The organism is Citrobacter sp. CK195, from assembly GCF_030333365.1.
Lineage (GTDB): Bacteria > Pseudomonadota > Gammaproteobacteria > Enterobacterales > Enterobacteriaceae > Citrobacter_B > Citrobacter_B koseri.
In genome coordinates this window covers 513,309-539,543 of sequence record NZ_JAOWGB010000025.1, presented here as the reverse complement: position 1 = coordinate 539,543, position 26,235 = coordinate 513,309, and the positions used below count along the sequence as shown (strand labels likewise).

Sequence of the window (26,235 nt, the reverse complement as noted above, 5' to 3'; positions counted from 1 at the left end):
GCACTGTCATCGTCACGAATGACGATGACAAATGACAATGTAAAGCGGGATCAGCGGGCAGGCAGCGGCGCTGCCGAATCGCGCAGGATCAGCGCACCGGTAAAGGTTTTTGGCGGCGTAAATTCACCGCCGTCCAGCATGAAGATAAGACGTCCAATCGTCTCCTGAATCATCTCCGTGACCGGAATTTTAACGCTGGAAAGCGCCGGGATGGTATAGGGCGCCATCGCGATGTCGTCGAATCCGATAACCGAGGTCTGCGCAGGCACGCTCATGCCACGCTCGTGTAGCTGTTTGATGGCGCCAATCGCCATATCGTCATTACTGGCTACCAGCGCGGTAAAACTCACCTTGCGCGCCAGAAGCGTATCCACCCCTTCAGCACCGCTGGCGGGCGTCCACTTTCCGTTGACAATCAATTCGTTATTGATAGTGATGCCGTGTCGCGTCAATGCGTCTTTATACCCTGAGAGACGCTCCACGCCGGTAGGGGAATCCATCGAACCGGTGATAAACGCAATCTCGCGATGCCCCCCGGCGATCAACTGTTCCACCGCGTTAAAACTGGTCTGCTTCTGGTCGCAATAAACGCAGTGGCTGCTGTTTCTTCGCAGCCGACGGTTAAGCACCATAATGGGCTGGGCGTGTGAGTCGATAATGTCGTCAATCTCATCCACGCTAAGAAAACGGGGATAAATCATAATGGCGTCGCAGCGCAGATCGAGCAGATACTGAATCGCCTGACGCTCTTCTTCCGCGCTGTGTTTGCCGTCCGCGAGCAGAAGCTGACGCCCCTTATCCTCTGCCATCCGCGCCGTATGAAACAGCAGCTCGCTAAAATAAACGCCGTGGTAAAGGGTGTTCGTCACCACCAGACCGAGGGTCTGCGTTTTCTTCGCCGCCAGACTGCGCGCTAACAAATTGGGTCGATAGCCGCTCTCTTCAATGGCCTGAAACACGCGGTCTTTGGTCTCCTGGCTGACGTAGCCGTTACCTGAAAGCACCCGGGAAACCGTCGCTTTCGACACCCCGGCGCGCTTCGCCACCTCCAGCATCGTCGTCATATTACTCATCCATTAGCACTCAATGACACGCAGTGTACTTCACCGTACCGTTGTTGTCCTTGATGGTAAATCACCGCCCAAAACAACAAGTGATCATTCTCACAATTATAAAAAATGATCGAATTGTGATCTTGTATCACTCAGTGAAACTATTCATGATTTTGTGGAACCGGTTTCCTATTTTGCGTTTCATTGCCCACGTTTTTTAGCGAAAAGGCGTAAGACGATAAAACTACCCTATTGATAAAACAGGATAAAATCCGATGTCTAAGAATTATGCGGCACTGGCGCGCTCCGTGGTGACGGCGCTGGGCGGTGTGGATAACATCACCGCCGTGACACACTGCATGACGCGTCTGCGTTTCGTTCTCAAAGATGACGCGCAGGTCGACAGCGCGACGTTGAAAACCCTCAGCGGCGTTCTCGGCGTGGTTCGCAGCGACAACCAGTGTCAGGTAATTATCGGCAACACCGTTTCACAGGCGTATCGCGAAGTCGTTAGTCTGCTGCCGACCGATATGCAGCCCGCAGCGCCCGTCGGCAAACCTAAACTCACCTTTAAACGCATCGGCGCGGGAATACTTGACGCGCTGATCGGCACTATGTCCCCGCTGATCCCGGCGATTATCGGCGGATCGATGCTGAAACTGCTGGCCATGATCCTCGAAATGACGGGGCTGCTGGAAAAAGGCGCCTCCACGCTGACCATCCTGACGGTGATTGGCGACGGCGCGTTCTTCTTCCTGCCGCTGATGGTGGCGGCGTCAGCGGCAATCAAGTTCAAAACGAACATGTCGCTGGCGATTGCCATCGCAGGCGTGCTGGTTCACCCGAGTTTTATCGACCTGATGGCGAAAGCCGCCGAAGGTGAACACGTTGAATTTGCCCTGATCCCGGTGACGGCGGTGAAATACACCTACACGGTGATCCCGGCGCTGGTGATGACATGGTGTCTTTCATATATCGAACGCTGGGTGGATCGCATTACCCCAGCCGTCACGAAAAACTTCCTGAAACCAATGCTGATCGTCCTGATCGCCGCCCCGCTCGCCATTGTTTTAATCGGCCCAATCGGGATCTGGATCGGTAGCGCCATCTCCGCGCTGGTTTACACCATTCACGGCTATCTGGGCTGGCTTTCCGTCGCCATCATGGGCGCGCTGTGGCCGCTGCTGGTCATGACCGGGATGCACCGCGTCTTTACCCCAACCATCATCCAGACCATTGCTGAAACCGGCAAAGAAGGCATGGTCATGCCGTCTGAAATTGGCGCTAACCTGTCACTGGGCGGTTCCTCTCTGGCCGTCGCATGGAAAACCAAAAACCCGGAACTGCGCCAGACGGCGCTTGCCGCCGCCGCTTCCGCAATTATGGCGGGGATCTCCGAACCGGCGCTGTACGGCGTGGCGGTACGTCTGAAGCGTCCGCTGATTGCGAGCCTGATCAGCGGCTTTATCTGCGGCGCGGTGGCAGGTATGGCCGGGCTTGCCAGCCACTCGATGGCGGCGCCGGGCCTGTTCACCAGCGTCCAGTTCTTCGACCCGGCGAACCCGATGACCATCGCCTGGGTGTTTGGCGTGATGGCGCTGGCCGTGGTGCTCTCTTTTGTTCTGACGCTGCTCCTCGGTTTTGAAGATATCCCCGTGGAAGACGCAGCCGCGCAGGCAAGAAAAAACCAGGCCGCGCAACCGACTACTGCAAAAGAAGCCAGCATCTGACTGGCGCATATTGAGGATGACTATGTCTGTATTTCCGCAAGGATTTTTATGGGGCGGCGCACTGGCCGCCAACCAGTCTGAAGGGGCATACCGGGAAGGTGGCAAAGGGCTGAGCACCGTCGATATGATCCCGCATGGCGAGCACCGGATGCCGGTAAAACTGGGGCTGGAGAAACGCTTTCAACTGCGGGATGACGAATTTTATCCAGGCCATGACGCGATTGATTTTTACCATCGCTATAAAGACGATATCGCCCTGATGGCGGAGATGGGCTTCACGGTGTTTCGCACCTCGATCGCCTGGAGCCGTCTCTACCCTGACGGCGATGAGCTGACGCCGAACGAAGAAGGCATCGCGTTTTATCGCGCGGTGTTTGAAGAGTGTAAAAAGTACGGTATTGAGCCGCTGGTCACGCTGTGCCACTTCGATGTGCCGATGCACCTGGTGACGGAGTACGGCTCCTGGCGCAATCGCAAAATGGTGGAATTCTTTACCCGCTACGCGCGAACCTGCTTTGAAGCCTTTGACGGTCTGGTGAAATACTGGCTGACGTTCAACGAAATCAACATCATGCTGCACAGCCCGTTCTCCGGCGCGGGCCTGGTGTTTGAGGAAGGTGAAAATCAGGATCAGGTGAAGTATCAGGCCGCGCATCACGAGCTGATTGCCAGCGCGCTGGCGACCCAAATCGCCCATGAGGTCAACCCGCAAAACCAGGTCGGCTGTATGCTGGCGGGAGGCAATTTTTATCCGTACTCCTGTAAACCGCAGGACGTCTGGACCGCGCTGGAGAAAGACCGCGAAAACTTGTTCTTTATTGATGTGCAGGCGCGCGGCGCTTACCCGGCCTATTCCGCCCGCGTTTTTCGCGAGAAAGGCGTGGTGATTGAAAAAGCCCCGGAAGACGACGCTATCCTGAAGAACACCGTCGATTTCGTCTCGTTTAGCTACTACGCGTCACGCTGCGCTTCAGCGGAGATGAACGCCAATAACACCAACGCCGCCAACGTGGTGAAATCGCTGCGCAATCCGCACCTTGACGTCAGCGAATGGGGCTGGGGGATTGACCCGCTTGGTCTGCGCATCACTATGAATATGATGTATGACCGCTACCAGAAGCCGCTGTTTCTGGTGGAAAACGGCCTCGGCGCGAAAGATGAGCCGGACGCGAAAGGTGAGATCCATGATGATTACCGCATCAGCTATCTGCGTGAGCATATTCGGGCGATGGCCGACGCCATTGAAGACGGCGTGCCGCTGCTGGGTTACACCACCTGGGGCTGCATCGATCTGGTGTCCGCCTCGACAGGCGAAATGAGCAAACGCTACGGGTTTGTGTATGTCGACCGTGACGACGCTGGCAACGGCACGCTGGCGCGTACCCGCAAAAAATCATTCTGGTGGTACAAGAAAGTGATTGCGAGTAACGGGGAAGATCTGGCGTAGCCCGTTTTGCCGGGTGGCGGCTTCGCCTTACCCGGCCTACAAAAAACGCACCGTATGTAGGCCGGATAAGCGTTAGCGCCATCCGGCATCACAAACGACGCCTACTCCTCGCCCTCAGCAACCAACTGCTCAAATCCACCATTCCCCTGCCACCCTTCAAGATGCTGATAAACCACCTCAACCGCGTCTTTAATCGCTTGCGTCATCGGATAATAAAAGCCAACGATATCCGGCTGGATGCCGAGGAAAATCACGTCGCCAACGTCCTCTTTCAGCTGATCCACCAGGTAATTCAACGGCATATTGTGGGTGGTCATCATAAACATTTCGGCGATGTCATCCGGGTCGATGATGCGGATCTCGCCCGGATTCAGCCCCATGTCGGTCGCATCGACAATCAGCAGACGATCCGGGCGCAGTTCGCGGATCGCGACAATATCGTTCTCCGGCGCGCTGCCGCCGTCAATAACAACCCAGTTGCCTTTAGGCTGCGCGGCGCACATTTCGGCCAGCAGCGGCCCGGCGCCATCATCGCCCATCATACTGTTGCCGACGCACAATAAAACGTCAGTCACGGTGTCTCCTCACCATCAGATAGATGGCGCTTTCCTGATGAATATCGTGGAGCATACTCAGCATCAGCTTGCTCCACGCCTGTTGTTGCGGGCTTTGCGCAGCGAGCGCGCTGTCAAAAGCGCGCGCCAGCATTTGCACATGGTTAAAATCGATGACGATCTCGCCGTACTTCGGCACGCCTTCCATTTTACGTCTGGCCTCGCTTCCCTCTTCCAGAGTCGCAATCCACGCCAGATAATCCTCCCACGGGCAGGTTAACGCCGCTTCCAGGCAGTCGATGACCCCAAGGTGGTGGCCAATCGCCAGGCTGTAATAGACAACCTGCTGCGCCTCGGCGGGCGTCGCATCGTTCTCATCAATAAACTTACGGCTCAGTTGACTGAACACCACCGTTTCACTCATCGGATACGCGCCTCTTCAACCACATGATTCAGGTGAGTGACGATCTCGGTCAGACGCGGATCGTTTTCCGCTTCCAGCCAGCGCGCCACCTGATGTTCACCCTGCCCCAGTTGGGTCAGGTAATCATCGGCGATCTGACGGCCATAGCGATAACCCGCCAGACGACGCGCCGCGCGATCCACCTTCACGCGCAGCGGCTGCACCATGTCGGGATGCAGAATCTCTGCCGCCTGCTCGTCCAGTTCACCCGGCGCGCGGGCGTGGATTTTCTGCTCCAGCAAACCCAGCGCCATCGCGAAACCGTACAACGTTGCCGCAGGCGTCGGCGGGCAGCCCGGAATGTAGACATCCACCGGTACGATTTTGTCGGTGCCGCCCCAGACGCAGTACAGGTCGTGGAAGATACCGCCGCTGTTGCCGCAGGCGCCGTAAGAGATACAGATTTTTGGGTCCGGCGCGGACTGCCAGGCGCGCAGCGCCGGAGAACGCATCGCGCGCGTCACCGCCCCGGTGAACAGCAGAATATCCGCATGACGCGGCGACGGGACGACTTTGATGCCAAAACGTTCGGCGTCAAACAGCGGAGAAAGGGTGGCAAAAATTTCAATTTCGCAGCCGTTGCAGCCACCGCAGTCCACGCGGTAGACATACGCCGAACGCTTAATGTTTTTCAGCAAAGACGCCTTCATGCTGGCGATGGATTCATCCACCGTCATCGGCAGCGGAATGCCGTTGGCGTCGCGTGGGCCTAATAAATTGCTCATCAGCTGGCCTCTTTCATATGGCGAGTCAGTTCAATACGGTCGGACGGCACCAGGCATTTCTGACGCTTGCAGTCCGGGCAGGTCTCAAAGCTTTCACGGTGATGCTCCGCGCGGCTGTCGCCATTGTGTTTCAGCAGCGCGATAGCGTAATCAATCTCTTTCTGCACCGCGAAAGGACGGTTGCACACGCGGCAATTGCACAGCGTAAAGCGGGACTGTTGCAGAAAGTCCTCTTTCTTCCACACCGCCAGCTCATATTCCTGCGAGAGTTTAATCGCCGCCGTCGGGCACACTTCTTCACAGCGGGCGCAAAAGATGCAACGCCCGAGGTTGAACTGCCAGGCCAGCTCACCGGTAACAAGGCAGGTTTCAACCGTCAGCGCATTCGACGGGCAGGCATTGACGCAGGCTGCGCAGCCAATGCACTGCTGCGGGTTATGCTCCGGTTTGCCACGGAAGTTTTTATCAACCGCAATCGGCTCCAGCGGATATGACGACGTCGGCGCGCCGGTTTTGATAACTTTTTTGATAAAGGTAAACATGGCGATTCCTTATTTCAGCGGCGAGTTTTTACGCTCAATGCTGTAGCGCTCAAGTTCTTTATACGGCACGACTTTGCTCTTCTTCTTACGCACATCCACCACGGTCATGCGGTCGGTACAGGAGTAGCAAGGGTCGAGGCTACCGATGATCAGCGGCGCGTCGGAGACCGTGTTACCGCGCAGCATATAGCGCAGGGTCGGCCAGTTGGCGTAAGTCGCCGCACGGCAGCGCCAGCGGTACAGCTTCTGGTTGTCGCCGGTCATGCTCCAGTGGATGTCATCCCCGCGCGGCGCTTCGGCAAAGCCCAGCGCAAAACGGTGTGGGATATAGGTAAAGCCTTCCACCATCAGCGGGCCGCCCGGCAGGTTGTCCAGGCCGAAATCGATCATGTTCAGCGCGGTGTACACTTCGTTGATGCGCACTTTCAGACGGGAAATGACGTCACAGCCCTGCTCGCTATGCACTTCCATCGGCAGCAGGCCGTAACCGACAAACGGGTGATCGGCGCGGGTATCGCGGGCGTGACCGCTGGCGCGCACCATCGGCCCCACGTTACTGAAGTCGCGGGCGATTTCCGGGTCGAGGCGCCCAATGCCGACGGTGCGCTGCTCCATGTTCGGCGTGCTGAGCAGCATATCCACCAGTTCTTGCACCTCGCGGCGCATCTGCTGCGCCAGTTGACGGGTCTGGATCATGTCCTCTTTCAGCAGATCGCGACGAATCCCGCCGATCAGGTTCAGACCGTAAGTTTTACGCGCCCCGGTAAGGATCTCCGCCATTTTCATCGACGTTTCACGCACGCGGAAGAACTGCATAAAGCCGGAGTCAAAGCCGGTGAAGTGACAGGCCAGACCGAGGTTCAGCAGGTGTGAATGCAGACGCTCCACCTCCAGCAGAATGGCACGAATCATCTGCGCGCGTTCCGGCACCACGATGCCCATCGCATTCTCGACGGAGGTGGTATAGGCGGTGCTGTGAGCAAAGCCGCAAATGCCGCACACGCGGTCCGACAGGAAGGTAACTTCGTTGTAACCCATGCGGGTTTCCGCCAGTTTCTCCATGCCGCGATGGACGTAGAACAGGCGGTAATCGGCGTCGATAATGTTTTCGCCGTCAACAAACAGGCGGAAGTGACCCGGTTCATCAGAGGTGACGTGCAGCGGGCCGATCGGCACCACGTTGTTTTTCTTGTCACCCAGCTCGTTGATAAATTCGTAGGTTTCAGCATCGGTGGTCGGCGCCGGGCGTTGACGGTAATCCATGCTGTCTTTACGCAGCGGATAGAGTTCATCCGGCCAGTCATCCGGCAGCACCAGGCGGCGTTCATCAGGCAGGCCGACCGGGATCAGGCCATACATGTCGCGGACTTCGCGTTCGCCCCACACCGCAGCCGGCACGCGCGGCGTCACGGACGGAAACTCCAGTTTGTTGGCATCGACTTCAACGCGCACGGTTATCCAGCACTTCGTCCCCTGCTCCATCGACAGCACGTAGTAAACGGCATAGTGGCCGCACAGCTGGCGTTCGTCGTTGCCAAACAGTACCGAGAGCCATCCGCCCTGTTTGTAGTAGAGAAACTCCACCACTTCCGGCAGGTAGTTCACCTTCACGGTGAGGGTCAGCTGATCTTTGGTCTGCCAGGCTTCGTCCAGCACCACGCCCGGAAAAGCCTGGTGCAGCGCCGCAAGGTATTGTTGACCTAATTTTTCTTCAGACATGCTCAAACTCTCTTAAATCACGCCACCAGCAAGGAGACGAATGCTAAAAACGCAAACCCAAAACCGGCCCAGGTCACGCGTGAAGTGGCGCAAAAACGCAGGCGCGCCATGCTGTTTTCGAACAGGGCAATCACCAGCACGCCAGCGATCAGCTTGACGATGGCAATCACCAGCGCCAGCAGCAGCCCACCCGCGCTGAAGGTCTCCATCTGTCCCCACGGCAGGAATACGCCGACAAACATTTGCAGCACCACCAGCTGTTTCAGGCTGATGCCCCACTTCAGCACCGCGAAGCCGCTGCCGCTGTATTCGGTCAGCGGGCCTTCCTGCAACTCCTGCTCCGCTTCCGCCAGATCGAACGGCAGTTTGCCCATCTCGATAAAGGTGGCGAACGCGCAGGCGCACAGCGCCAGCATCAGCGGAATGCTGCGCGCTGCCGGCCAGTGGTAAATCGTGTCGGTGATATTGCTGATGTGCGTGGAACCGGCCACCTGCGCCGCCACCCACAGGCCGAGCAGCAGGATTGGCTCCACCAGTACGCCGAGCATCGCTTCGCGGCTTGCGCCGATCGCGGTAAACGGACTCCCGGTATCCAGACCGGCAATAGAGAAGAAGAAGCGGGCGATCGCAAAAAGGTAGATCAGGGTGATCAGATCGCCCAACTGCGGCAACGGCGAACCAACCGTCACCACCGGCAGCGCGGTCGCGATAGTCAGCATGACGCCGACCATCACAAACGGCGTCAGGCGAAAGACCCAGCCGGAATCGGCAGGCGCAACGCTCTGGCGCCCCAACAGTTTGATCAGGTCGCGATACTCCTGCAAAACGCCCGGCCCGCGACGGTTGTGCAACCGGGCACGCGCCACGCGGGTAATACCGGACAGCAGCGGCGCTGCGGCAAATAACACCAGCGCCTGAATTAACGGATATAACACACTCATTCTCAGGCTCCTCGTGAAACCACAATCACCACCAGCACCGCCAGCTCAATCAGCGCCAGGCGGCGGAACAGAACCGGTGCCGCCGCATTCTGCCAGCCCGGAACCAGCGATACCGGGTTAAGCCATTTACGCAACTTAAGTACCGGGGCAAAGGCCTCTTTTACCGGCATGGCGAAACCGTGGGCGGTAATCACCATCGACTGCTCGTGGTCGTAGCCACAGACCCAGGCCGCGCCGCGTGAACGCGACGGCAGACGGTTGCCTTTGAAAATCGCCATGATGATGAACGGCAGCAGCGGACAGGCGATCAGCAGCAGCGCGATCATCGGCTGAGAAACGGTGGTATTCGCCGTCTCCAGCGGTAGCGGGACGGCAGCGGAGATCAGCGGCAGCAGCCACGGCGCGGCAACGCCGCCCAGCACGCAGCAAATGGCCAGCGCGACGACGCTCACCCCCATCAGGATTGGCGCACAGCAGGCGTTTTCCGCCTCTTTGGTACGCGGCGCGCCGAGGAAAGTGACGCCATAGACTTTCGCCATACACATCACCGCCAGCGCACCGGTAATCGCCAGCCCGACGGCCAGCAACGGCCCTAACAGACGGCCAATGAACGCGCCGCTGTTGCCCAGTTTGAAGAAGGACTGATAGATAACCCACTCACCGGCAAACCCGTTCAGCGGCGGCAGCGCGGCCATCGCCATCAGGCCAATCAACATCGCGACAGAAATCACCGGCATACGCTTGCCGATGCCGCCCAGTTTTTCAATGTCGCGGTGCCCGGTACGAAACCAGATGCTGCCCGCGCCCAAAAACAGCACGCTTTTGAACAGGCTATGGTTGACCAGATGATAGAGACCACCGGTCAGGCCGAGCGCAATCAGCGCCGGTTGATTAAGGGCGATACCGGTGACGCCCGCGCCCAGACCGAGCAGGATAATGCCGATGTTTTCCAGAGTGTGGTACGCCAGCAGACGCTGAATGTTATGTTCCATCAGCGCATACAGACCGCCGACAAACGCGGTGATCATGCCGAGCACCAGCAGCAGAACGCCCCACCACAGCGGCGCATTGCCGCCAATCAGCGATAAAGAGAGAATGCCCAGCAGACCCATTTTCATCACCACGGTAGAGAACAGGGCCGCCGCCGGCGCGCTGGCGTTGGCATGCGCCTGCGGCACCCAACCGTGCAGCGGGATAACCCCGGCCAGCAGACCAAAACCGACTACGCCGAGCAGCCAGATGTCAGAACCGAGCGGCAGCGCCTGGGCGCGCAGATCGAGCAGACGTAGCTCCAGCGTGCCGTAACGCTGCCACACCAGCCAGCAGGCGACAGCCAGCAGCAGCGTACCGATACGCCCCAGCGTAAACCACAGTTTGCCCTCTTTGCTGCAACCGGTAAGAAACACCGCGCACAGCGCCATGATTTCCGCCATCACCACCAGCGTGCCGAGATTGCTGGCGACGACCGCGCAAACTGCCGCCGCCATCAGCAGGTTTACCAGCAGCCCGTTGGCTAACACCTGTGGGTGACGATGCCAGTCGATGTTGTACAGGCTGACGAACAGCCCGCACAGCCCCAGCGTAATCAGCCAGATGGCGTTCAGCGGGGTGATTTGTAAACCATGACCGATCAACGGCATCACGCCGCTGATCGCTGTCGCATTCACCAGGACGGAAAAACCCGCCGCCGCGGTATACAGACTGCCGACCGCGCCGCCGACACCAGCGACCCAGCCGCTCAGCGCTTTATGAAAGGAAAACAGAAATGCCAGTACGGCCGCCGCCGCGAACCAGGCCACACCGCTATTGATCAGTGAAATTGCGTTCATTTTGCCTCCCCACTTTGCGCCTGCTGAAACAAGGTGAGATCGCCAAAATCGGTGTTGAAGGTCAGCTCACGTTTGCGCTTGCTGGCGCGGGCGATATCCATGTTATTCACCAGGTGTAACGCGTTGGTCGGACACATCCGCACACAGGCCGGGCCTTGTTCGTCGAAGCTGCACAGATCGCATTTGACCGCGATGGCGCGCACGCCCGGCACCCAGTCCAGCAGCGTACTGACGCGTGCCGGCGCGGGAGGCGCCGGCGGGGCTTTCGGTGAATTGGCATTCGCCGGAATATGCAGCGGACGGCTGCCGGAAAATTCAATCGCGCCGAACGGGCAGGCAATGCCACACAGCTTGCAGCTTACGCACAGGCTTTCATTCAGCTGTACGGCGCCGTCTACCCGATTGATGGCGTTCACCGGGCACACCACGGCACAGGGCGCATCTTCACAGTGGTGACACAGCTGCGGCGCGGATTCTTTTTCATTGAGCATCACTTTCAGCCGCGGCATTGATTGCAGGCCGTGCTGGCGATGCGTCTCTGAACAGGCTGCTTCACAGGTGTGGCAGCCAATACAGAGCGTGGAGTCAGCAATTACAAAACGATTCACCAGGCATTCCTCAGGTGATAGTCATTTTTGACGAAAACATGTCTGAAAAATGTCATTTTCGACACTTATCGACATTCCCATCCCCTCAAACATTCATATGCAGCGTGAAGCGCACGCCGCGAGTAACAACGGGCAGCGCCTCGTGCTTATGCCGCCGGGCTATTTCCCTTTACCAGTTGACGTAAATTCACCGGGCGATTGTTTTCCACGGCGGTGTACAAGCTGTCGTAAACGCTGGCGATTTTTTCGAGATAGTGCTCCAGCACCTGCTCGCGATCGCGGTTACTGACCTTCTCATCAACGAGGCCGTCGATGGTCAATTGCGCTTGTGCAATCAACTGCTTATCTTCACCGTCTTTGGTTTCGACGTAATACTCGATGGTGTGGCTGTTAAAACCGTCCGCCAGGGTGACGTAAATCGTGAAGTGCTCGAAAAGCACAAAGCACAGATCTTTGTCCGGCGCACAGCTCATGGCGTGATGCAGACGCGCTTTTGATAAGGTGATCCCCTGAACCAGTGAGTTGCAGTAGATTCGCCACTGGTCCAGCAGGCGATGATGCCGCTGCGCGATGTAATCAGCCTTTTCGCTTATTTCCCAAATAGTCATGTCAGGTTACCCGGTTAGCAGAGATAGCCAGCCTTAAGCATTTTCCATGCCAGTTTTTAAACCTTTATTTTTCATGATGATACAAAAACAGCCATCACGTTCGACGCCGTGACGACATGTCATTTCGTCATCGTCGTCATTGTCACAAGCAAGGGAAAAATAACTGGCATATTTATTGCTTATTCAGGGCAATGAACTCGGGAGGCGATATGCACGAAATAACTCTCTGCCAACGGGCACTGGAATTAATTGAACAACAGGCCGCTGCGCACGGTGCAAAACGGGTAACTGGGGTCTGGCTCAAAATTGGCGCATTTTCTTGCGTAGAAACCAGCGCTCTCGCCTTTTGTTTTGATCTGGTATGCCGTGGCACCCTGGCGGAAGGTTGTAAACTCCACCTCGAAGAACAAGAAGCCGAATGCTGGTGCGAGTCTTGTCAGCAGTACGTCACGTTACTGACGCAGCGCGTGCGCCGTTGTCCGCAATGCCAGAGCGACACGCTACGCATTGTGGCCGATGACGGGTTGCAGATTCGCCGAATTGAAATAGACAGTAATCCAACGCCGGATAGCGACGCCTGAGCGTCTTATCCGGCCGACAGGAATGGCCTGAGTTGTAGGCTGGATAAGGCAAAGCCGCCATCCGGCAATAGAGTTACCGCAAGATAGAGATCAGGAGTGAGCGATGTGTACGACATGCGGTTGCGGTGAAGGCAACCTTTATATAGAGGGAGATGAGCATAATCCCCATTCGGCGTTTCGTAGCGCGCCTTTTGCCCCGGCGGCTCGCCCGGCGCTGAACATCACCGGCGTGAAGACATCCGCCTTTACCCCGAGCCAGACCGCCGAAGGCGATCTGCACTACGGTCATGGAGAAGCGGGAACCCATGCGCCGGGTATGAGCCAGCGCCGGATGCTGGAAGTCGAAATTGACGTGCTGGACAAAAACAACCGTCTGGCCGAGCGCAACCGCGCCCGCTTCGCCGCCCGCCAGCATCTGGTGCTCAATCTTGTCTCCAGCCCCGGTTCCGGTAAAACCACCCTGCTGACCGAAACGCTGATGAAGTTAAAAGACAGTGTGCCGTGCGCGGTGATTGAAGGCGACCAGCAGACGGTCAACGACGCCGCCCGCATCCGCGCGACCGGTACGCCCGCTATTCAGGTCAACACCGGCAAAGGCTGCCATCTTGATGCGCAAATGATTGCCGATGCCGCTCCGCGTCTGCCGCTGGCCGACAACGGTATTCTGTTTATCGAAAACGTCGGTAACCTTGTCTGCCCGGCCAGCTTTGACCTCGGCGAGCGCCATAAAGTGGCGGTGCTTTCCGTCACCGAAGGCGAAGACAAGCCGCTGAAATACCCGCATATGTTCGCCGCCGCTTCGCTCATGCTCCTGAACAAAGTTGATCTGCTGCCGTACCTCAATTTTGACGTTGAGAAGTGCATCGCCAGCGCCCGGGAAGTCAATCCTGACATTGAGATCATCCTCATCTCCGCCACCAGCGGCGAAGGGATGGATCGGTGGCTGAACTGGCTGGAGGCACAGCGATGTGCATAGGCGTTCCGGGGCAAATTCGCTCCATTGACGGCAATCAGGCGAAAGTCGATGTCTGCGGCATCCAGCGCGATGTCGACCTGACGCTGGTTGGCAGTTGCGATGAGAGCGGTGAGCCGCGTCTGGGCCAGTGGGTGCTGGTTCACGTTGGTTTTGCCATGAGTGTGATTAACGAAGCGGAAGCGCGCGACACCCTCGACGCGCTGCAAAACATGTTTGATGTCGAACCGGACGTCGGCGCTTTGTTGTATGGCGAGGAAAAATAATGCGTTTTGTTGACGAATATCGCGCACCGGAACAGGTGATGCAGTTAATTGATCACCTGCGTGAACGTGCCGCGCATCTCCCTTATACCGCCGAACGTCCGCTACGCATTATGGAAGTGTGCGGCGGTCATACGCACGCCATCTTCAAGTTCGGCCTCGACCAGCTGCTGCCCGACAACGTGGAGTTTATCCACGGCCCCGGTTGCCCTGTCTGCGTGCTGCCGATGGGCAGAATTGACAGCTGCGCGGAGATCGCCAGCCATCCTGAGGTGATTTTCTGCACCTTTGGCGATGCCATACGCGTACCGGGGAAACAGGGTTCGCTATTGCAGGCCAAAGCCCGTGGCGCAGATATCCGCATTGTTTATTCGCCAATGGATGCCCTGAAACTGGCGCAGGAAAACCCAACGCGCAAAGTCGTTTTCTTCGGTCTGGGATTTGAAACCACCATGCCGACCACCGCCATCACGCTGCAACAGGCGAAGCTTCGCAACGTGCAGAACTTTTACTTTTTCTGCCAGCACATCACGCTTATTCCAACGCTGCGCAGCCTGCTGGAGCAGCCGGATAACGGAATTGACGCGTTTCTCGCGCCGGGTCACGTCAGCATGGTGATCGGCACCGACGCCTATAGCTTCATCGCGACGGATTTCCATCGTCCTCTGGTGGTGGCGGGATTCGAACCGCTTGATCTACTGCAAGGCGTCGTCATGCTGATTGAGCAGAAAATAGCCTCCCATAGCCAGGTTGAGAACCAGTACCGTCGCGTGGTGCCGGATGCCGGTAATCTACTGGCGCAACAGGCTATCGCCGAGGTGTTTTACGTCAACGGCGACAGCGAATGGCGCGGGCTGGGCGTGATTGAATCGTCTGGTGTCCACCTGACGCCAGACTACCAGCGGTTTGACGCCGAAGCGCACTTCCGCCCGGCGCCGCAACAGGTGTGCGACGATCCGCGTGCGCGCTGCGGAGAAGTGCTCACCGGCAAGTGCAAACCGCACCAGTGCCCGTTGTTTGGCACGACCTGTAACCCGCAGACGGCGTTCGGCGCGTTAATGGTCTCCTCCGAGGGGGCATGCGCCGCCTGGTATCAATATCGTCAGCAGGAGTGTGAAGCATGAACAGCGTACAACTTGCCCACGGCAGCGGCGGTCTGGCCATGCAGCAGCTGATTAACAGCCTGTTTATGGAAGCCTTTGCCAACCCGTGGTTGGCTGAGCAGGAAGATCAGGCACGTCTTGAACTGGCGCAACTGGCGGCGGAAGGCGACCGCCTGGCCTTCTCCACCGACAGCTACGTTATTGACCCGCTGTTTTTCCCCGGCGGCAATATCGGCAAACTGGCGATTTGCGGCACGGCCAACGACGTGGCGGTCAGCGGCGCGATCCCGCGTTATCTCTCCTGTGGCTTTATCCTCGAAGAAGGCCTGCCGATGGAGACGCTGAAAAGCGTGGTGAACAGCATGGCGGCAACCGCGCGCGAAGCCGGTATCGCCATTGTGACCGGTGATACCAAAGTCGTTCAGCGCGGCGCGGCGGATAAGCTGTTCATCAACACCGCCGGGATGGGAGCGATTCCCGCCAATATTCACTGGGGGGCGCAGACATTAAGCGTGGGAGATGTGCTGCTGGTCAGCGGCACGCTCGGCGATCATGGCGCAACGATCCTCAATTTGCGTGAACAATTGGGGCTGGATGGCGAGCTGGTCAGCGACTGCGCGGTATTAACCCCGCTTATTCAGACGCTGCGCGATATTCCAGGCGTGAAAGCCTTACGCGATGCGACGCGCGGCGGCGTGAATGCTGTCGCCCATGAGTTTGCCGCCGCCTGCGGCTTCGGTATTGAGCTGTCTGAATCCGCGCTGCCGGTCAAACCGGCGGTGCGCGGCGTCTGCGAACTGCTGGGGCTGGATGCGCTTAACTTTGCCAATGAAGGCAAACTGGTGATCGCCGTTGAGCGCCAGGCCGCAGACGCGGTGCTTGACGCGCTGCGCGCGCATCCGCTGGGCCGCGATGCGGCGCCGATCGGCGAGGTGGTTGAACGCAGAGGCGTTCGCCTGGCCGGTCTGTATGGCGTGAAACGTACCCTTGATTTACCCCACGCCGAACCGTTGCCGCGTATATGCTAGCGCCTGATGGCGCTGTGCTTATCAGGCCTACGGTTCGACGCAGTTTGTTGGCCGGATAAGGCGTTTACGCCGCCATCCGGCAAAGGCGCCTGATGGCGCTGCGCTTATCAGGCCTACAGTTCAATGCAGTTTGTAGGCCGGATAAGGCGTTTACGCCGCCATCCGGCAAAGGCGCCTGATGGCGCTGCGCTTATCAGGCCTACGGTTCGACGCAGTTTGTAGGCCGGATAAGGCGTTTACGCCGCCATCCGGCAAAGGCGCCTGATGGCGCTGCGCTTATCAGGCCTACGGATGGACAGGCCTGCGGTGAGACCCAAAATATATTACCTATATCTATAATTTATTTACCGTTTTCGCACCGCATCGCGGTGCTTTTCTGGAAAAGCAACATGTCGTATACACCGATGAGCGATCTCGGACAACAAGGTTTGTTCGACATCACTCGTACATTATTGCAGCAGCCCGACCTGGCGTCGCTCAGTGAAGCGCTTTCGCAACTGGTCAAGCGCTCAGCGCTGGCCGACAGCGCGGCTATTGTGTTATGGCAGCCACAGACACAACGCGCGCGTTATTATGCAACTCGCGAAAATGGTAAACCTGTCGCGTATGAAGACGAAACCGTGCTGGCACACGGCCCGGTTCGGCGCATTCTCTCGCGCCCCGATGCGCTGCACTGCAATCATCACGAATTCAGCGAAACCTGGCCGCAACTGGCGACAAACGGGCTGTACGGTGAATTTGGCCACTACTGTTTGCTGCCGCTGGCCGCTGAAGGGCGCATTTTTGGCGGCTGCGAATTCATCCGCCAAAACGACCAGCCGTGGAGCGAGAAAGAGTACGAACGTCTGCAAACCTTCACCCAGATTGTCGCAGTGGTCGCTGAGCAAATTCAGTGTCGGGTCAGCAATAACGTTGACTACGATCTCCTGTGCCGTGAGCGCGACAACTTCCGCATTCTGGTGGCGATCACCAATGCCGTGCTTTCACGGCTGGACATCGACGAACTGGTGAGCGAAGTCGCGAAAGAGATCCACCACTACTTTAATATCGATGCCATTAGTATCGTCCTACACAGCTCCCGCAAAAATAAGCTGAGCATCTATTCCACGCATTATCTGGATGAACATAATCCCGCGCATGAACAAAGCGAAGTGGACGAAGCGGGAACGCTCTCTGAACGGGTTTTCAAAAGCAAAGAGATGCTGCTGATTAACCTGAACGAGCGGGATACGCTTGCGCCGTACGAACGCATGCTGTTCGACACCTGGGGCAACCAGATACAGACCCTGTGTCTGCTGCCGCTGATGTCCGGCAATACAATGCTCGGCGTGCTGAAGCTGGCGCAATGCGAAGAAAAAGTGTTTACCACCGCCAACCTCAAACTGCTGCGCCAGATTGCCGAACGCGTGGCGATTGCCGTGGACAACGCCCTCGCCTATCAGGAGATTCACCGGCTGAAAGAGCGTCTGGTCGACGAGAACCTGGCGCTTACCGAGCAGCTCAATAACGTGGATAGCGAATTTGGCGAGATAATCGGTCGCAGCGAAGCCATGTACAACGTGCTCAAGCAGGTGGAGATGGTGGCGCAAAGCGACAGCACCGTCCTGATCCTCGGTGAAACAGGAACCGGTAAAGAGCTGATTGCCCGGGCGATTCATAATCTGAGTGGGCGTAACGCACGGCGAATGGTGAAGATGAATTGCGCGGCGATGCCCGCCGGGCTGCTGGAAAGCGATCTGTTTGGTCACGAGCGCGGCGCCTTTACCGGCGCCAGCGCGCAGCGTATTGGCCGCTTTGAGCTGGCGGATAAAAGCTCGCTGTTTCTTGATGAAGTGGGCGACATGCCGCTGGAGCTACAGCCGAAACTGCTGCGCGTACTTCAGGAGCAGGAATTTGAACGTCTGGGCAGCAATAAACTGATCCAGACGGACGTCAGGCTGATCGCCGCCACCAATCGCGATCTGAAAAAAATGGTGGCCGATCGTGAGTTCCGCAACGATCTCTATTACCGTCTGAACGTCTTTCCGATCCAGCTCCCGCCGCTGCGCGAGCGCCCGGAGGACATTCCGCTGCTGGTCAAAGCCTTCACCTTTAAAATCGCCCGCCGGATGGGGCGCAACATCAACAGTATTCCTGCCGAAACGCTACGCACGCTGAGCAATATGGAGTGGCCGGGGAACGTCCGCGAGCTGGAAAACGTCGTCGAGCGCGCCGTTCTGCTGACGCGGGGCAACGTGCTGCAACTCTCGCTGCCGGACATGGGAATGCTCACGCCGGGTGCGCCGCCGGTCGCCACCGAAGTCGCCCAGGAGGGCGAGGATGAATTTCAGCTCATTATGCGCGTGTTGAAAGAGACAAATGGCGTGGTGGCGGGGCCAAAAGGCGCCGCGCAGCGTCTGGGGCTGAAGCGCACCACCCTGCTCTCTCGCATGAAACGATTAGGCATTGATAAAGATGCATTGGTATAGCATCTCTGGCTATACTGGCAGATATCTCAACGAAAGGAGGCAGTATGGCGGTATCAGCACGTAATCAACTGACCGGTACGGTTAGCGCAGTCGCAACGGGTGCGGTGAATGATGAAGTTGAACTGACGCTGGCGGGCGGCGCAAAACTGGTGGCGATTGTCACTCACAGCAGCCAGCAGGCGCTGGGTCTGACAAACGGAAAAGACGCCATTGCTTTGATTAAAGCCCCCTGGGTTACTCTGGCAAGCGAAGATTGCGGCCTGAAGTTCTCCGCCCGCAACCAGTTTGCCGGTAGCGTATCTCAGGTGACGGAAGGCGCAGTCAACGCGACTGTACACATCAAAACCGACGCTGGTTTTGAGATTGTGGCCGTTGTCACCAATGAGAGTCAGGAAGAGATGAAACTGGCGCAGGGCAGTCGCGTTATTGCGCTGATTAAGGCGTCAGCGATTCTGATTGCGACCAAAGCGTAATGGTGTTGCCCGATGGCGCTAACGCTTATCGGGCCTACGCAACTGCGATTAACTCCCGCCATCCGGTAAGACACATTTATTTCTTGCGCTGATACTTTTCCGGCAATTCCGGGACGGGGCGTTTGTCATCAATAAGGTGACGGATGGTCAAAATCGGATGGCGCCAGAGCATTCTTGGGCCTGCCCAACGCATGATCTGCTTCATCTCCTCACGCTTCGCGGGCTGATAACAGTGCACCGGACACTGCTTACAGGCCGGTTTTTCCTCGCCAAACACGCACTTATCCAGCCGCTTTTGCGCATAGGCAAACAGCGCATCGTAATGACCTTGCTCGTTTGAGGCCTGCGGGCACTGGCTCTCGTACAGCGCGATCATTTTTTTAATCGTCAGTTTTTCACGAGCAATACGCTTACCGGACATGATGCCTCCACAAATAAGTTGCATAAATAATACACCTTATCTTCTCTCAGGACTATCACCCTAAGGTGACACATCCTTAGCGCTCTACGTAAATAAGAATTATTTTCATTTATCTATACCTTGTGCTATATAACATAGCAAAGGCTATATTCGATGAATAATTAACCGCATTATGATGAGGGATACTATGCCGCACTTGCTCCGTCTGAAATCCATTCTCCTTGCCAGCGCGCTGGCGATGCTTGCGCTGTCGCCTGCTTATGCAAAAGATAAATTTAAGGTCATCACAACGTTTACCGTCATCGCCGACATGGCGAAAAACGTAGCGGGCGATGCGGCGGACGTCAGTTCAATCACGAAGCCTGGCGCGGAGATCCATGAGTATCAGCCGACGCCCGGCGACATTAAGCGGGCGCAGGGCGCGCAGCTGATCCTCTCTAACGGCCTGAACCTGGAACTGTGGTTCGCCCGGTTCTACCAGCACTTATCCGGCGTACCGGAAGTTACGGTATCCAACGGCGTGAAGCCGATGGGCATTACCGAAGGGCCGTATAACGGCAAACCCAACCCGCACGCCTGGATGTCGGCGGAAAATGCGCTGATTTACGTGGATAACATTCGCGATGCGCTGGTGAAATACGATCCAGATAACGCCGCGACATACCAGAAAAACGCCGAAAACTATAAAGCCCAAATCCGCCAGACGCTCGATCCACTACGCGACGCACTGGCGAAGATTCCTGCCGACAAGCGCTGGCTGGTGACCAGTGAAGGCGCATTTTCCTATCTGGCGCGCGATAACGACCTGAAAGAGCTATACCTCTGGCCGATCAACGCCGATCAGCAAGGCACGCCTAAACAGGTACGCAAAGTGATCGACGCGATCAGGGAACATCACATCCCGGCGGTGTTCAGCGAAAGTACCGTTTCCGATAAACCGGCCCGCCAGGTCGCGCGTGAATCCGGCGCGCACTACGGCGGTGTGCTATATGTTGATTCTCTGAGCGCTGCCGACGGTCCGGTGCCGACGTATCTGGATCTGCTGCGCGTCACAACTGAAACCATCGTCAGCGGCATCACTGACGGGCTGAGGAGCCAGAAATGAGTCAATCTGCGATTACCGTTGATCGCGTCACGGTGACGTATCGCAATGGTCACACTGCCCTGCGGGACACGACGTTTCAGGTGCCTGGCGGCTCAATTGCCGCGCTGGTTGGCGTCAACGGTTCAGGGAAATCGACGCTGTTTAAAGCATTGATGGGGTTTGTCCGACTGGCGAAGGGAGAAATCGCCATCCTGCAACAGCCCGTCAACAAAGCGTTGAAACAGAATCTGATCGCCTATGTCCCGCAATCTGAAGAGGTGGACTGGTCGTTTCCGGTACTGGTGGAAGATGTGGTGATGATGGGGCGCTACGGCCATATGGGGTGGCTGCGCCGCCCCAGCGCGCGCGATCGTGAAAGCGTGGACGCTGCGCTGACGCGGGTGGACATGCTGGAATATCGCTATCGGCAGATTGGCGAGCTTTCCGGCGGGCAGAAAAAACGCGTCTTTCTGGCCAGAGCCATCGCCCAGGACGGGCAGGTTATTCTTCTGGATGAGCCTTTTACCGGCGTTGACGTGAAAACCGAAGCCCGCATTATTGCCCTGTTGCGCGAGCTGCGCGATGAAGGCCGCACCATGTTGGTTTCAACGCATAACCTCGGCTCGGTAACGGAGTTTTGCGATTACACGGTGATGATCAAAGGTACCGTACTGGCGAGCGGCCCGACGGAAACCACCTTCACCGCTGAAAACCTCGAACTGGCGTTCAGCGGCGTATTGCGTCATGTGGCGCTGAGCGGCGGCGAGGAGCATATCATCACCGACGACGAGCGTCCCTTTATCTCACGGCGCGCGGCAGGCGGAGGAGAATCATCATGAACTGGCTTGTGGAACCGTTCGGCTACCAGTACATGCTCAACGCCATGTGGGTTTCGGCAATGGTCGGCGGCCTGTGCGCCTTTCTCTCCTGCTATCTGATGCTTAAAGGCTGGTCGCTGATTGGCGACGCGCTTTCCCACTCCATCGTCCCCGGCGTGGCGGGCGCGTATATGCTGGGGCTGCCCTTCTCTCTCGGCGCGTTTCTCTCCGGCGGCCTGGCGGCGGGCAGCATGCTTTTTCTCAACCAGCGTTCACGCCTGAAGGAAGACGCGATTATCGGTCTTATCTTCTCCTCTTTCTTTGGCATCGGGCTGTTTATGGTTTCGCTCAATCCGATGTCGGTCAACATCCAGACCATTATCCTCGGCAACGTGCTGGCTATTGCGCCGGAAGATATTCTGCAACTGGCGATCATCGGTACGGTCTCTCTGGTGATTTTGCTGCTGAAGTGGAAAGATCTGATGGTGACTTTTTTCGACGAAAACCATGCGCGATCGATTGGGCTTAACCCCGCCCGGCTGAAGCTGCTGTTTTTCACGTTGCTGTCGGTCTCCACCGTCGCCGCTCTGCAAACCGTCGGCGCTTTTCTGGTGATCTGTCTGGTGGTCACGCCTGGCGCCACCGCCTGGCTGCTGACCGATCGTTTTCCACGCCTGTTAACCATCGCCGTCGCCATCGGCAGCCTGACCAGCTTTTTCGGCGCCTGGCTCAGCTACTGGCTGGATGGTGCGACCGGCGGGATCATCGTCGTCCTGCAAACGCTATTGTTTCTGCTGGCGTTTATCTTCGCCCCGAAACACGGCCTGCTTGCCAACCGCCGTCGTGCGCGTCTGAATAAGGAGACCCCATGCGCTTAACCGCCTTACTGGAACCCTTCCAGTTTGATTTTATGATCAATGCGCTCATGGTCTCGGCAATTGTGGCGATCCCCTGCGCGTTATTGTCGGTGTTTCTGGTGCTGAAAGGCTGGGCGTTAATGGGCGACGCCATGAGTCACGCCGTGTTCCCCGGCATTGTGCTGGCCTATATCGCCGGTATTCCGCTGGCCATCGGCGCGTTTATTGCCGGGCTATTCTGCGCGGTTGCCACCGGCTATCTCGACGATAACAGCCGCATTAAGCGCGATACCATCATGGGAATCGTCTTCTCAGGAATGTTTGGCGCAGGGCTGGTGCTGTACGTTTCTATCCAGTCTGAAGTCCATCTGGATCATATTCTGTTCGGCGATATGCTGGGCGTGTCCATCAGCGATATTCTGCAAACGGCGCTGATTGCGCTGGGTATTGCGCTGATTATCGGTTTGAAATGGAAAGATTTTTTACTGCATGCCTTCGATCCGCACCAGGCAAAAGCCAGCGGCCTTAATACCTCCCTGCTGCATTATGGTCTGTTGTGCATGATCGCGTTGACCATCGTCGCAACGCTGAAATCGGTGGGGATTATTCTTTCCATCTCGCTGTTAATCGCCCCTGGCGCGATTGCGATTTTGCTGACGCGGCGTTTTGCCCGCGCGCTGATGCTGGCGGTCACGCTGTCGGTCGTCACCTCTTTTCTCGGCGTTTATCTGTCGTTTTTCCTCGACAGCGCCCCTGCGCCAACCATCGTAGTATTGTTCACTGCGATCTTCATCGTGGCATTTATTTACGCTACGTTGCGGGAGCGGCGTTCCGAAATGCGGCTCAAACAGCAGTTATAAAAATCAGAAACGGAATAAGGATCGATAAGTCGTCCATCGCTGCTTTCCCTGAAATGCGTATCTCCGTTATCATGTGCCCCTTATGTGATAACAACGAAAAGAAAAAGCATCGCAATCCATTTAAAATCAGGGAACTGGACACGACTCCATGAGTACAATCGATAATCTCGACGCCCATACCCCCATGATGCAGCAGTATCTCAAGCTGAAAGCCCAGCACCCGGAGATCCTGCTGTTTTACCGCATGGGCGATTTTTACGAACTGTTTTACGACGATGCACGCCGCGCCTCGCAATTACTCGATATTTCGCTGACCAAACGCGGCGCATCGGCGGGCGAACCGATTCCGATGGCGGGCATCCCGCATCACGCCGTCGAAAACTACCTTGCGAAGCTGGTCAACCAAGGGGAGTCCGTCGCAATCTGTGAACAGATTGGCGATCCGGCCACCAGCAAAGGCCCGGTTGAACGTAAGGTCGTGCGCATCGTTACGCCTGGTACCATCAGCGATGAAGCGCTGTTGCAGGAGCGCCAGGACAACCTGCTGGCCGCCATCTGGCAGGACAGCAAAGGCTACGGTTACGCCACGCTGGACATCAGCTCCGGGCGTTTTCGCTTAAGCGAACCGGTTGACCGTGAAACGATGGCCGCAGAATTACAGCGCACTAACCCGGCAGAACTACTGTACGCCGAAGATTTTGCCGAAATGGCGCTGATCGACGGCCGCCGTGGTTTACGCCGTCGCCCGCTGTGGGAATTTGAAATCGATACCGCTCGCCAGCAGCTAAACCTGCAATTTGGTACGCGGGACCTGATCGGCTTTGGCGTAGAGAACGCACCACGCGGACTGTGCGCCGCAGGCTGTCTGTTGCAGTACGTCAAAGACACCCAGCGCACTTCACTGCCGCACATTCGCTCCATTACGATGGAACGCCAGCAGGACAGCATCATTATGGATGCCGCCACGCGCCGCAACCTGGAGATCACCCAGAACCTGGCGGGCGGCGTGGACAATACGCTGGCTTCGGTGCTCGACTGCACCGTCACGCCAATGGGCAGCCGTATGCTCAAACGCTGGCTGCATATGCCGGTGCGCGACACGAAAACCCTGATCGAACGTCAGCAGACTATTGGCGCGTTGCAGGATGTGACCAGTGAATTACAACCGGTGCTGCGTCAGGTGGGCGACCTGGAGCGTATCCTCGCCCGTCTGGCCTTGCGTACCGCCCGACCACGCGATCTCGCCCGTATGCGTCACGCCTTCCAGCAGTTACCGGGACTGCGCGCACAGCTTGAAACCGTAACCAGCGCCCCCGTGCAGAACCTGCGCGAGAAAATGGGCGAGTTTACCGAACTGCGCGATCTGCTGGAACGCGCCATTATCGACGCGCCGCCGGTTCTGGTACGCGACGGCGGCGTTATTGCGCCGGGCTACAACGAAGAGCTGGACGAATGGCGCGCGCTGGCTGACGGGGCGACCGACTATCTCGATCGTCTGGAAATCCGCGAGCGTGAACGTACCGGGCTGGATACGCTGAAAGTCGGCTTTAACGCCGTACACGGTTATTACATCCAGATCAGCCGTGGGCAAAGCCACCTGGCGCCCATTAACTACGTCCGTCGCCAGACGCTGAAAAACGCCGAGCGCTACATTATTCCCGAGCTGAAAGAGTACGAAGACAAAGTTCTGACCTCTAAAGGCAAAGCGCTGGCGCTGGAAAAACAGCTTTATGACGAACTGTTCGATCTGCTGCTCCCTCACCTGGCAGAGCTGCAACAGAGCGCCAATGCGCTGGCTGAGCTGGACGTGCTGGTCAACCTGGCTGAACGCGCGTATACGCTGAATTATACCTGTCCGACCTTTAGCGATAAGCCCGGCATTCGGATTACCGAAGGTCGCCATCCGGTTGTCGAGCAGGTGCTGAACGAGCCGTTTATCGCCAACCCGCTGAACCTTTCCCCGCAGCGCCGGATGCTGATTATCACCGGGCCGAACATGGGGGGTAAAAGCACCTATATGCGTCAGACCGCGCTGATTGCGCTGCTGGCGTATATTGGCAGCTACGTGCCAGCGCAAAGCGTTGAGATTGGCCCGATCGACCGCATCTTTACCCGCGTAGGCGCGGCGGACGATCTGGCTTCCGGTCGTTCAACCTTCATGGTCGAGATGACCGAAACCGCCAATATTTTGCACAACGCGACCGAAAACAGTCTGGTTTTGATGGACGAAATCGGGCGCGGCACATCGACCTATGACGGCCTGTCGCTGGCGTGGGCGTGTGCGGAAAATCTGGCGAATAAGATCAAAGCGCTGACGCTGTTCGCCACCCACTACTTCGAACTGACGCAGTTGCCGGAGAAAATGGAAGGCGTCGCGAATGTGCATCTGGACGCGCTGGAGCACGGCGATACCATCGCCTTTATGCACAGCGTGCAGGACGGGGCGGCAAGCAAGAGTTACGGTCTGGCGGTAGCTGCGCTGGCGGGCGTGCCGAAAGAGGTGATCAAACGCGCGCGGCAGAAGCTGCGCGAGCTGGAAAGCCTCTCGCCGAATGCCGCCGCGACCCAGGTGGACGGTACGCAGATGTCGCTGCTGTCGGTTGCGGAAGAGACCTCTCCTGCCGTTGAAGCGCTGGAGAACCTCGACCCTGACTCTCTGACGCCACGCCAGGCGCTGGAGTGGATCTACCGGTTGAAGAGTCTGGTGTAAATCAGAAACGCCCGGTGGCGCTACGCTTACCGGGCCTACAAGAAGCATCGCAATACGTAGGCCGGATAAGGCGTAGCCGCCATCCGGCACAACGCCCGGTGCACGAACCAGCAAAACACAACCACAATCCGTAGGCCGGATAAGGCGCCAGCCGCCATCCGGCACAACGCCCGATGCACAGGCCAGCAAGACACCGCACAATCCGTAGGCCGGATAAGGCGTAGCCGCCATCCGGCACAACGCCCGATGCACAGGCCAGCAAGACACATCACAATCCGTAGGCCGGATAAGGCGTCAGGCGTCAGGCGTCAGCCGGCACAACGCCCGGTGCACAGGCCAGCAAGACACACCACAATCCGTAGGCCGGATAAGGCGTCA

At 57.5% G+C, this 26,235-nt stretch carries 25 protein-coding genes; 14 read left to right on the top strand and 11 right to left on the bottom strand.

Annotated features, from left to right (window positions below; genetic code table 11):
- Positions 1-50: 50 nt before the first annotated feature.
- Complete coding sequence (locus OGX93_RS16750; protein ID WP_060815973.1) at positions 51-1,064, bottom strand: LacI family DNA-binding transcriptional regulator; 1,014 nt, start codon at positions 1,062-1,064, stop codon at positions 51-53.
- A gap of 263 nt (positions 1,065-1,327) precedes the next feature.
- Here OGX93_RS16750 and ascF point away from each other — a divergent pair, with 263 nt between their 5' ends.
- Positions 1,328-2,782 carry a PTS cellobiose/arbutin/salicin transporter subunit IIBC gene (gene ascF / locus OGX93_RS16745; RefSeq protein ID WP_012134826.1) on the top strand — a complete coding sequence of 485 codons (1,455 nt, stop codon included), beginning with the start codon at positions 1,328-1,330 and terminating at the stop codon, positions 2,780-2,782.
- 22 nt (positions 2,783-2,804) lie between these two features.
- Positions 2,805-4,229 carry a 6-phospho-beta-glucosidase gene (locus OGX93_RS16740; protein ID WP_286448972.1) on the top strand — a complete coding sequence of 475 codons (1,425 nt, stop codon included), beginning with the start codon at positions 2,805-2,807 and terminating at the stop codon, positions 4,227-4,229.
- 101 nt (positions 4,230-4,330) lie between these two features.
- Here the strand turns inward: OGX93_RS16740 and hycI are convergent, their stop codons facing one another.
- From hycI to hycA, 9 genes are all read right to left on the bottom strand, one after another.
- The gene (hycI, locus tag OGX93_RS16735; protein ID WP_230010104.1) at positions 4,331-4,804 is read right to left on the bottom strand and encodes a hydrogenase maturation peptidase HycI; all 474 of its coding nucleotides are present in this window, start codon (positions 4,802-4,804) and stop codon (positions 4,331-4,333) included.
- Positions 4,797-5,207: a formate hydrogenlyase maturation HycH family protein gene (locus tag OGX93_RS16730; RefSeq protein WP_058668007.1), complete on the bottom strand. Its 411-nt coding sequence runs from the start codon at positions 5,205-5,207 to the stop codon at positions 4,797-4,799. The genes hycI and OGX93_RS16730 overlap by 8 nt, the downstream gene beginning before the upstream one ends.
- Positions 5,204-5,971, bottom strand: a complete 768-nt coding sequence (gene hycG / locus OGX93_RS16725) for a formate hydrogenlyase subunit HycG (RefSeq protein ID WP_012134830.1) — start codon at positions 5,969-5,971, stop codon at positions 5,204-5,206. Before hycG ends, OGX93_RS16730 begins: the two co-directional genes overlap by 4 nt.
- Complete coding sequence (locus OGX93_RS16720) at positions 5,971-6,513, bottom strand: formate hydrogenlyase complex iron-sulfur subunit (protein ID WP_049011105.1); 543 nt, start codon at positions 6,511-6,513, stop codon at positions 5,971-5,973. Before OGX93_RS16720 ends, hycG begins: the two co-directional genes overlap by 1 nt.
- Before the next feature lie 9 nt (positions 6,514-6,522).
- A complete protein-coding gene (gene hycE / locus OGX93_RS16715) occupies positions 6,523-8,232 on the bottom strand; it encodes a formate hydrogenlyase subunit HycE (protein ID WP_012134832.1) in 1,710 nt (569 codons plus the stop codon).
- 17 nt (positions 8,233-8,249) lie between these two features.
- Positions 8,250-9,173, bottom strand: coding sequence for a respiratory chain complex I subunit 1 family protein (locus OGX93_RS16710; protein ID WP_012134833.1), 924 nt, complete (start codon positions 9,171-9,173; stop codon positions 8,250-8,252).
- 2 nt (positions 9,174-9,175) lie between these two features.
- A complete protein-coding gene (gene hycC / locus OGX93_RS16705) occupies positions 9,176-11,002 on the bottom strand; it encodes a formate hydrogenlyase subunit 3 (RefSeq protein WP_286448974.1) in 1,827 nt (608 codons plus the stop codon).
- On the bottom strand, positions 10,999-11,610 hold the full coding sequence (gene hycB, locus OGX93_RS16700) for a formate hydrogenlyase subunit HycB (RefSeq protein WP_047461668.1): 612 nt from the start codon (positions 11,608-11,610) through the stop codon (positions 10,999-11,001). Before hycB ends, hycC begins: the two co-directional genes overlap by 4 nt.
- A 146-nt stretch (positions 11,611-11,756) precedes the next feature.
- Positions 11,757-12,218, bottom strand: a complete 462-nt coding sequence (gene hycA / locus OGX93_RS16695) for a formate hydrogenlyase regulator HycA (protein ID WP_012134837.1) — start codon at positions 12,216-12,218, stop codon at positions 11,757-11,759.
- A 209-nt stretch (positions 12,219-12,427) separates the two neighbouring features.
- Between hycA and hypA the strand changes: the two genes are divergently transcribed.
- The 7 genes from hypA to OGX93_RS16660 all read left to right on the top strand — a co-directional run bounded on the left by hypA (position 12,428) and on the right by OGX93_RS16660 (position 19,107).
- Complete coding sequence (hypA, locus tag OGX93_RS16690) at positions 12,428-12,799, top strand: hydrogenase maturation nickel metallochaperone HypA (protein WP_024130894.1); 372 nt, start codon at positions 12,428-12,430, stop codon at positions 12,797-12,799.
- Positions 12,800-12,902: 103 nt separating this feature from the next.
- Entirely contained in the window at positions 12,903-13,775 is an 873-nt protein-coding gene (hypB, locus tag OGX93_RS16685) for a hydrogenase nickel incorporation protein HypB (protein ID WP_012134839.1), read from the top strand.
- Positions 13,766-14,038 (top strand): hydrogenase 3 maturation protein HypC, encoded by a 273-nt coding sequence (hypC, locus tag OGX93_RS16680; protein WP_047461662.1) that lies wholly within the window; start codon positions 13,766-13,768, stop codon positions 14,036-14,038. Before hypB ends, hypC begins: the two co-directional genes overlap by 10 nt.
- Positions 14,038-15,159, top strand: coding sequence for a hydrogenase formation protein HypD (gene hypD / locus OGX93_RS16675; RefSeq protein ID WP_286448977.1), 1,122 nt, complete (start codon positions 14,038-14,040; stop codon positions 15,157-15,159). Before hypC ends, hypD begins: the two co-directional genes overlap by 1 nt.
- The gene (gene hypE, locus OGX93_RS16670; protein WP_047461655.1) at positions 15,156-16,166 is read left to right on the top strand and encodes a hydrogenase expression/formation protein HypE; all 1,011 of its coding nucleotides are present in this window, start codon (positions 15,156-15,158) and stop codon (positions 16,164-16,166) included. Before hypD ends, hypE begins: the two co-directional genes overlap by 4 nt.
- A gap of 389 nt (positions 16,167-16,555) precedes the next feature.
- The gene (gene flhA, locus OGX93_RS16665; RefSeq protein ID WP_024130895.1) at positions 16,556-18,634 is read left to right on the top strand and encodes a formate hydrogenlyase transcriptional activator FlhA; all 2,079 of its coding nucleotides are present in this window, start codon (positions 16,556-16,558) and stop codon (positions 18,632-18,634) included.
- A 44-nt stretch (positions 18,635-18,678) separates the two neighbouring features.
- Positions 18,679-19,107, top strand: coding sequence for a TOBE domain-containing protein (locus OGX93_RS16660; RefSeq protein WP_012134844.1), 429 nt, complete (start codon positions 18,679-18,681; stop codon positions 19,105-19,107).
- A 76-nt stretch (positions 19,108-19,183) separates the two neighbouring features.
- Here the strand turns inward: OGX93_RS16660 and OGX93_RS16655 are convergent, their stop codons facing one another.
- Positions 19,184-19,528 carry a nitrous oxide-stimulated promoter family protein gene (locus tag OGX93_RS16655; RefSeq protein WP_024130896.1) on the bottom strand — a complete coding sequence of 115 codons (345 nt, stop codon included), beginning with the start codon at positions 19,526-19,528 and terminating at the stop codon, positions 19,184-19,186.
- A gap of 187 nt (positions 19,529-19,715) precedes the next feature.
- On the opposite strand from OGX93_RS16655, the gene sitA reads away from it, so the two are divergent.
- From sitA to mutS, 5 genes are all read left to right on the top strand, one after another.
- A complete protein-coding gene (gene sitA, locus OGX93_RS16650) occupies positions 19,716-20,633 on the top strand; it encodes an iron/manganese ABC transporter substrate-binding protein SitA (protein ID WP_047461652.1) in 918 nt (305 codons plus the stop codon).
- Positions 20,630-21,451 (top strand): iron/manganese ABC transporter ATP-binding protein SitB, encoded by an 822-nt coding sequence (sitB, locus tag OGX93_RS16645; protein WP_200073920.1) that lies wholly within the window; start codon positions 20,630-20,632, stop codon positions 21,449-21,451. Before sitA ends, sitB begins: the two co-directional genes overlap by 4 nt.
- Entirely contained in the window at positions 21,448-22,308 is an 861-nt protein-coding gene (sitC, locus tag OGX93_RS16640; protein WP_012134848.1) for an iron/manganese ABC transporter permease subunit SitC, read from the top strand. Before sitB ends, sitC begins: the two co-directional genes overlap by 4 nt.
- Entirely contained in the window at positions 22,299-23,147 is an 849-nt protein-coding gene (gene sitD / locus OGX93_RS16635) for an iron/manganese ABC transporter permease subunit SitD (RefSeq protein ID WP_058668012.1), read from the top strand. Before sitC ends, sitD begins: the two co-directional genes overlap by 10 nt.
- A 148-nt stretch (positions 23,148-23,295) precedes the next feature.
- A complete protein-coding gene (gene mutS / locus OGX93_RS16630) occupies positions 23,296-25,857 on the top strand; it encodes a DNA mismatch repair protein MutS (protein WP_286448979.1) in 2,562 nt (853 codons plus the stop codon).
- Positions 25,858-26,235: the final 378 nt, after the last annotated feature.

Excerpts from the sequence above, each read along its gene's own strand:
- hypE (WP_047461655.1), top strand. The coding sequence starts at position 15,156 with ATGAACAGCGTACAACTTGCCCACGGCAGCGGCGGTCTGGCCATGCAG.
- hypD (WP_286448977.1), top strand. The coding sequence starts at position 14,038 with ATGCGTTTTGTTGACGAATATCGCGCACCGGAACAGGTGATGCAGTTA.
- OGX93_RS16730 (WP_058668007.1), bottom strand. The coding sequence starts at position 5,207 with ATGAGTGAAACGGTGGTGTTCAGTCAACTGAGCCGTAAGTTTATTGAT.
- sitA (WP_047461652.1), top strand. The coding sequence starts at position 19,716 with ATGCCGCACTTGCTCCGTCTGAAATCCATTCTCCTTGCCAGCGCGCTG.
- hypA (WP_024130894.1), top strand. The coding sequence starts at position 12,428 with ATGCACGAAATAACTCTCTGCCAACGGGCACTGGAATTAATTGAACAA.
- mutS (WP_286448979.1), top strand. The coding sequence starts at position 23,296 with ATGAGTACAATCGATAATCTCGACGCCCATACCCCCATGATGCAGCAG.
- OGX93_RS16720 (WP_049011105.1), bottom strand. The coding sequence starts at position 6,513 with ATGTTTACCTTTATCAAAAAAGTTATCAAAACCGGCGCGCCGACGTCG.
- OGX93_RS16750 (WP_060815973.1), bottom strand. The coding sequence starts at position 1,064 with ATGACGACGATGCTGGAGGTGGCGAAGCGCGCCGGGGTGTCGAAAGCG.
- OGX93_RS16655 (WP_024130896.1), bottom strand. The coding sequence starts at position 19,528 with ATGTCCGGTAAGCGTATTGCTCGTGAAAAACTGACGATTAAAAAAATG.
- OGX93_RS16660 (WP_012134844.1), top strand. The coding sequence starts at position 18,679 with ATGGCGGTATCAGCACGTAATCAACTGACCGGTACGGTTAGCGCAGTC.
- hycA (WP_012134837.1), bottom strand. The coding sequence starts at position 12,218 with ATGACTATTTGGGAAATAAGCGAAAAGGCTGATTACATCGCGCAGCGG.
- hycC (WP_286448974.1), bottom strand. The coding sequence starts at position 11,002 with ATGAACGCAATTTCACTGATCAATAGCGGTGTGGCCTGGTTCGCGGCG.
- hypC (WP_047461662.1), top strand. The coding sequence starts at position 13,766 with ATGTGCATAGGCGTTCCGGGGCAAATTCGCTCCATTGACGGCAATCAG.
- hypB (WP_012134839.1), top strand. The coding sequence starts at position 12,903 with ATGTGTACGACATGCGGTTGCGGTGAAGGCAACCTTTATATAGAGGGA.
- hycE (WP_012134832.1), bottom strand. The coding sequence starts at position 8,232 with ATGTCTGAAGAAAAATTAGGTCAACAATACCTTGCGGCGCTGCACCAG.
- OGX93_RS16710 (WP_012134833.1), bottom strand. The coding sequence starts at position 9,173 with ATGAGTGTGTTATATCCGTTAATTCAGGCGCTGGTGTTATTTGCCGCA.
- sitC (WP_012134848.1), top strand. The coding sequence starts at position 21,448 with ATGAACTGGCTTGTGGAACCGTTCGGCTACCAGTACATGCTCAACGCC.
- hycG (WP_012134830.1), bottom strand. The coding sequence starts at position 5,971 with ATGAGCAATTTATTAGGCCCACGCGACGCCAACGGCATTCCGCTGCCG.
- sitD (WP_058668012.1), top strand. The coding sequence starts at position 22,299 with ATGCGCTTAACCGCCTTACTGGAACCCTTCCAGTTTGATTTTATGATC.
- flhA (WP_024130895.1), top strand. The coding sequence starts at position 16,556 with ATGTCGTATACACCGATGAGCGATCTCGGACAACAAGGTTTGTTCGAC.
- sitB (WP_200073920.1), top strand. The coding sequence starts at position 20,630 with ATGAGTCAATCTGCGATTACCGTTGATCGCGTCACGGTGACGTATCGC.
- ascF (WP_012134826.1), top strand. The coding sequence starts at position 1,328 with ATGTCTAAGAATTATGCGGCACTGGCGCGCTCCGTGGTGACGGCGCTG.
- OGX93_RS16740 (WP_286448972.1), top strand. The coding sequence starts at position 2,805 with ATGTCTGTATTTCCGCAAGGATTTTTATGGGGCGGCGCACTGGCCGCC.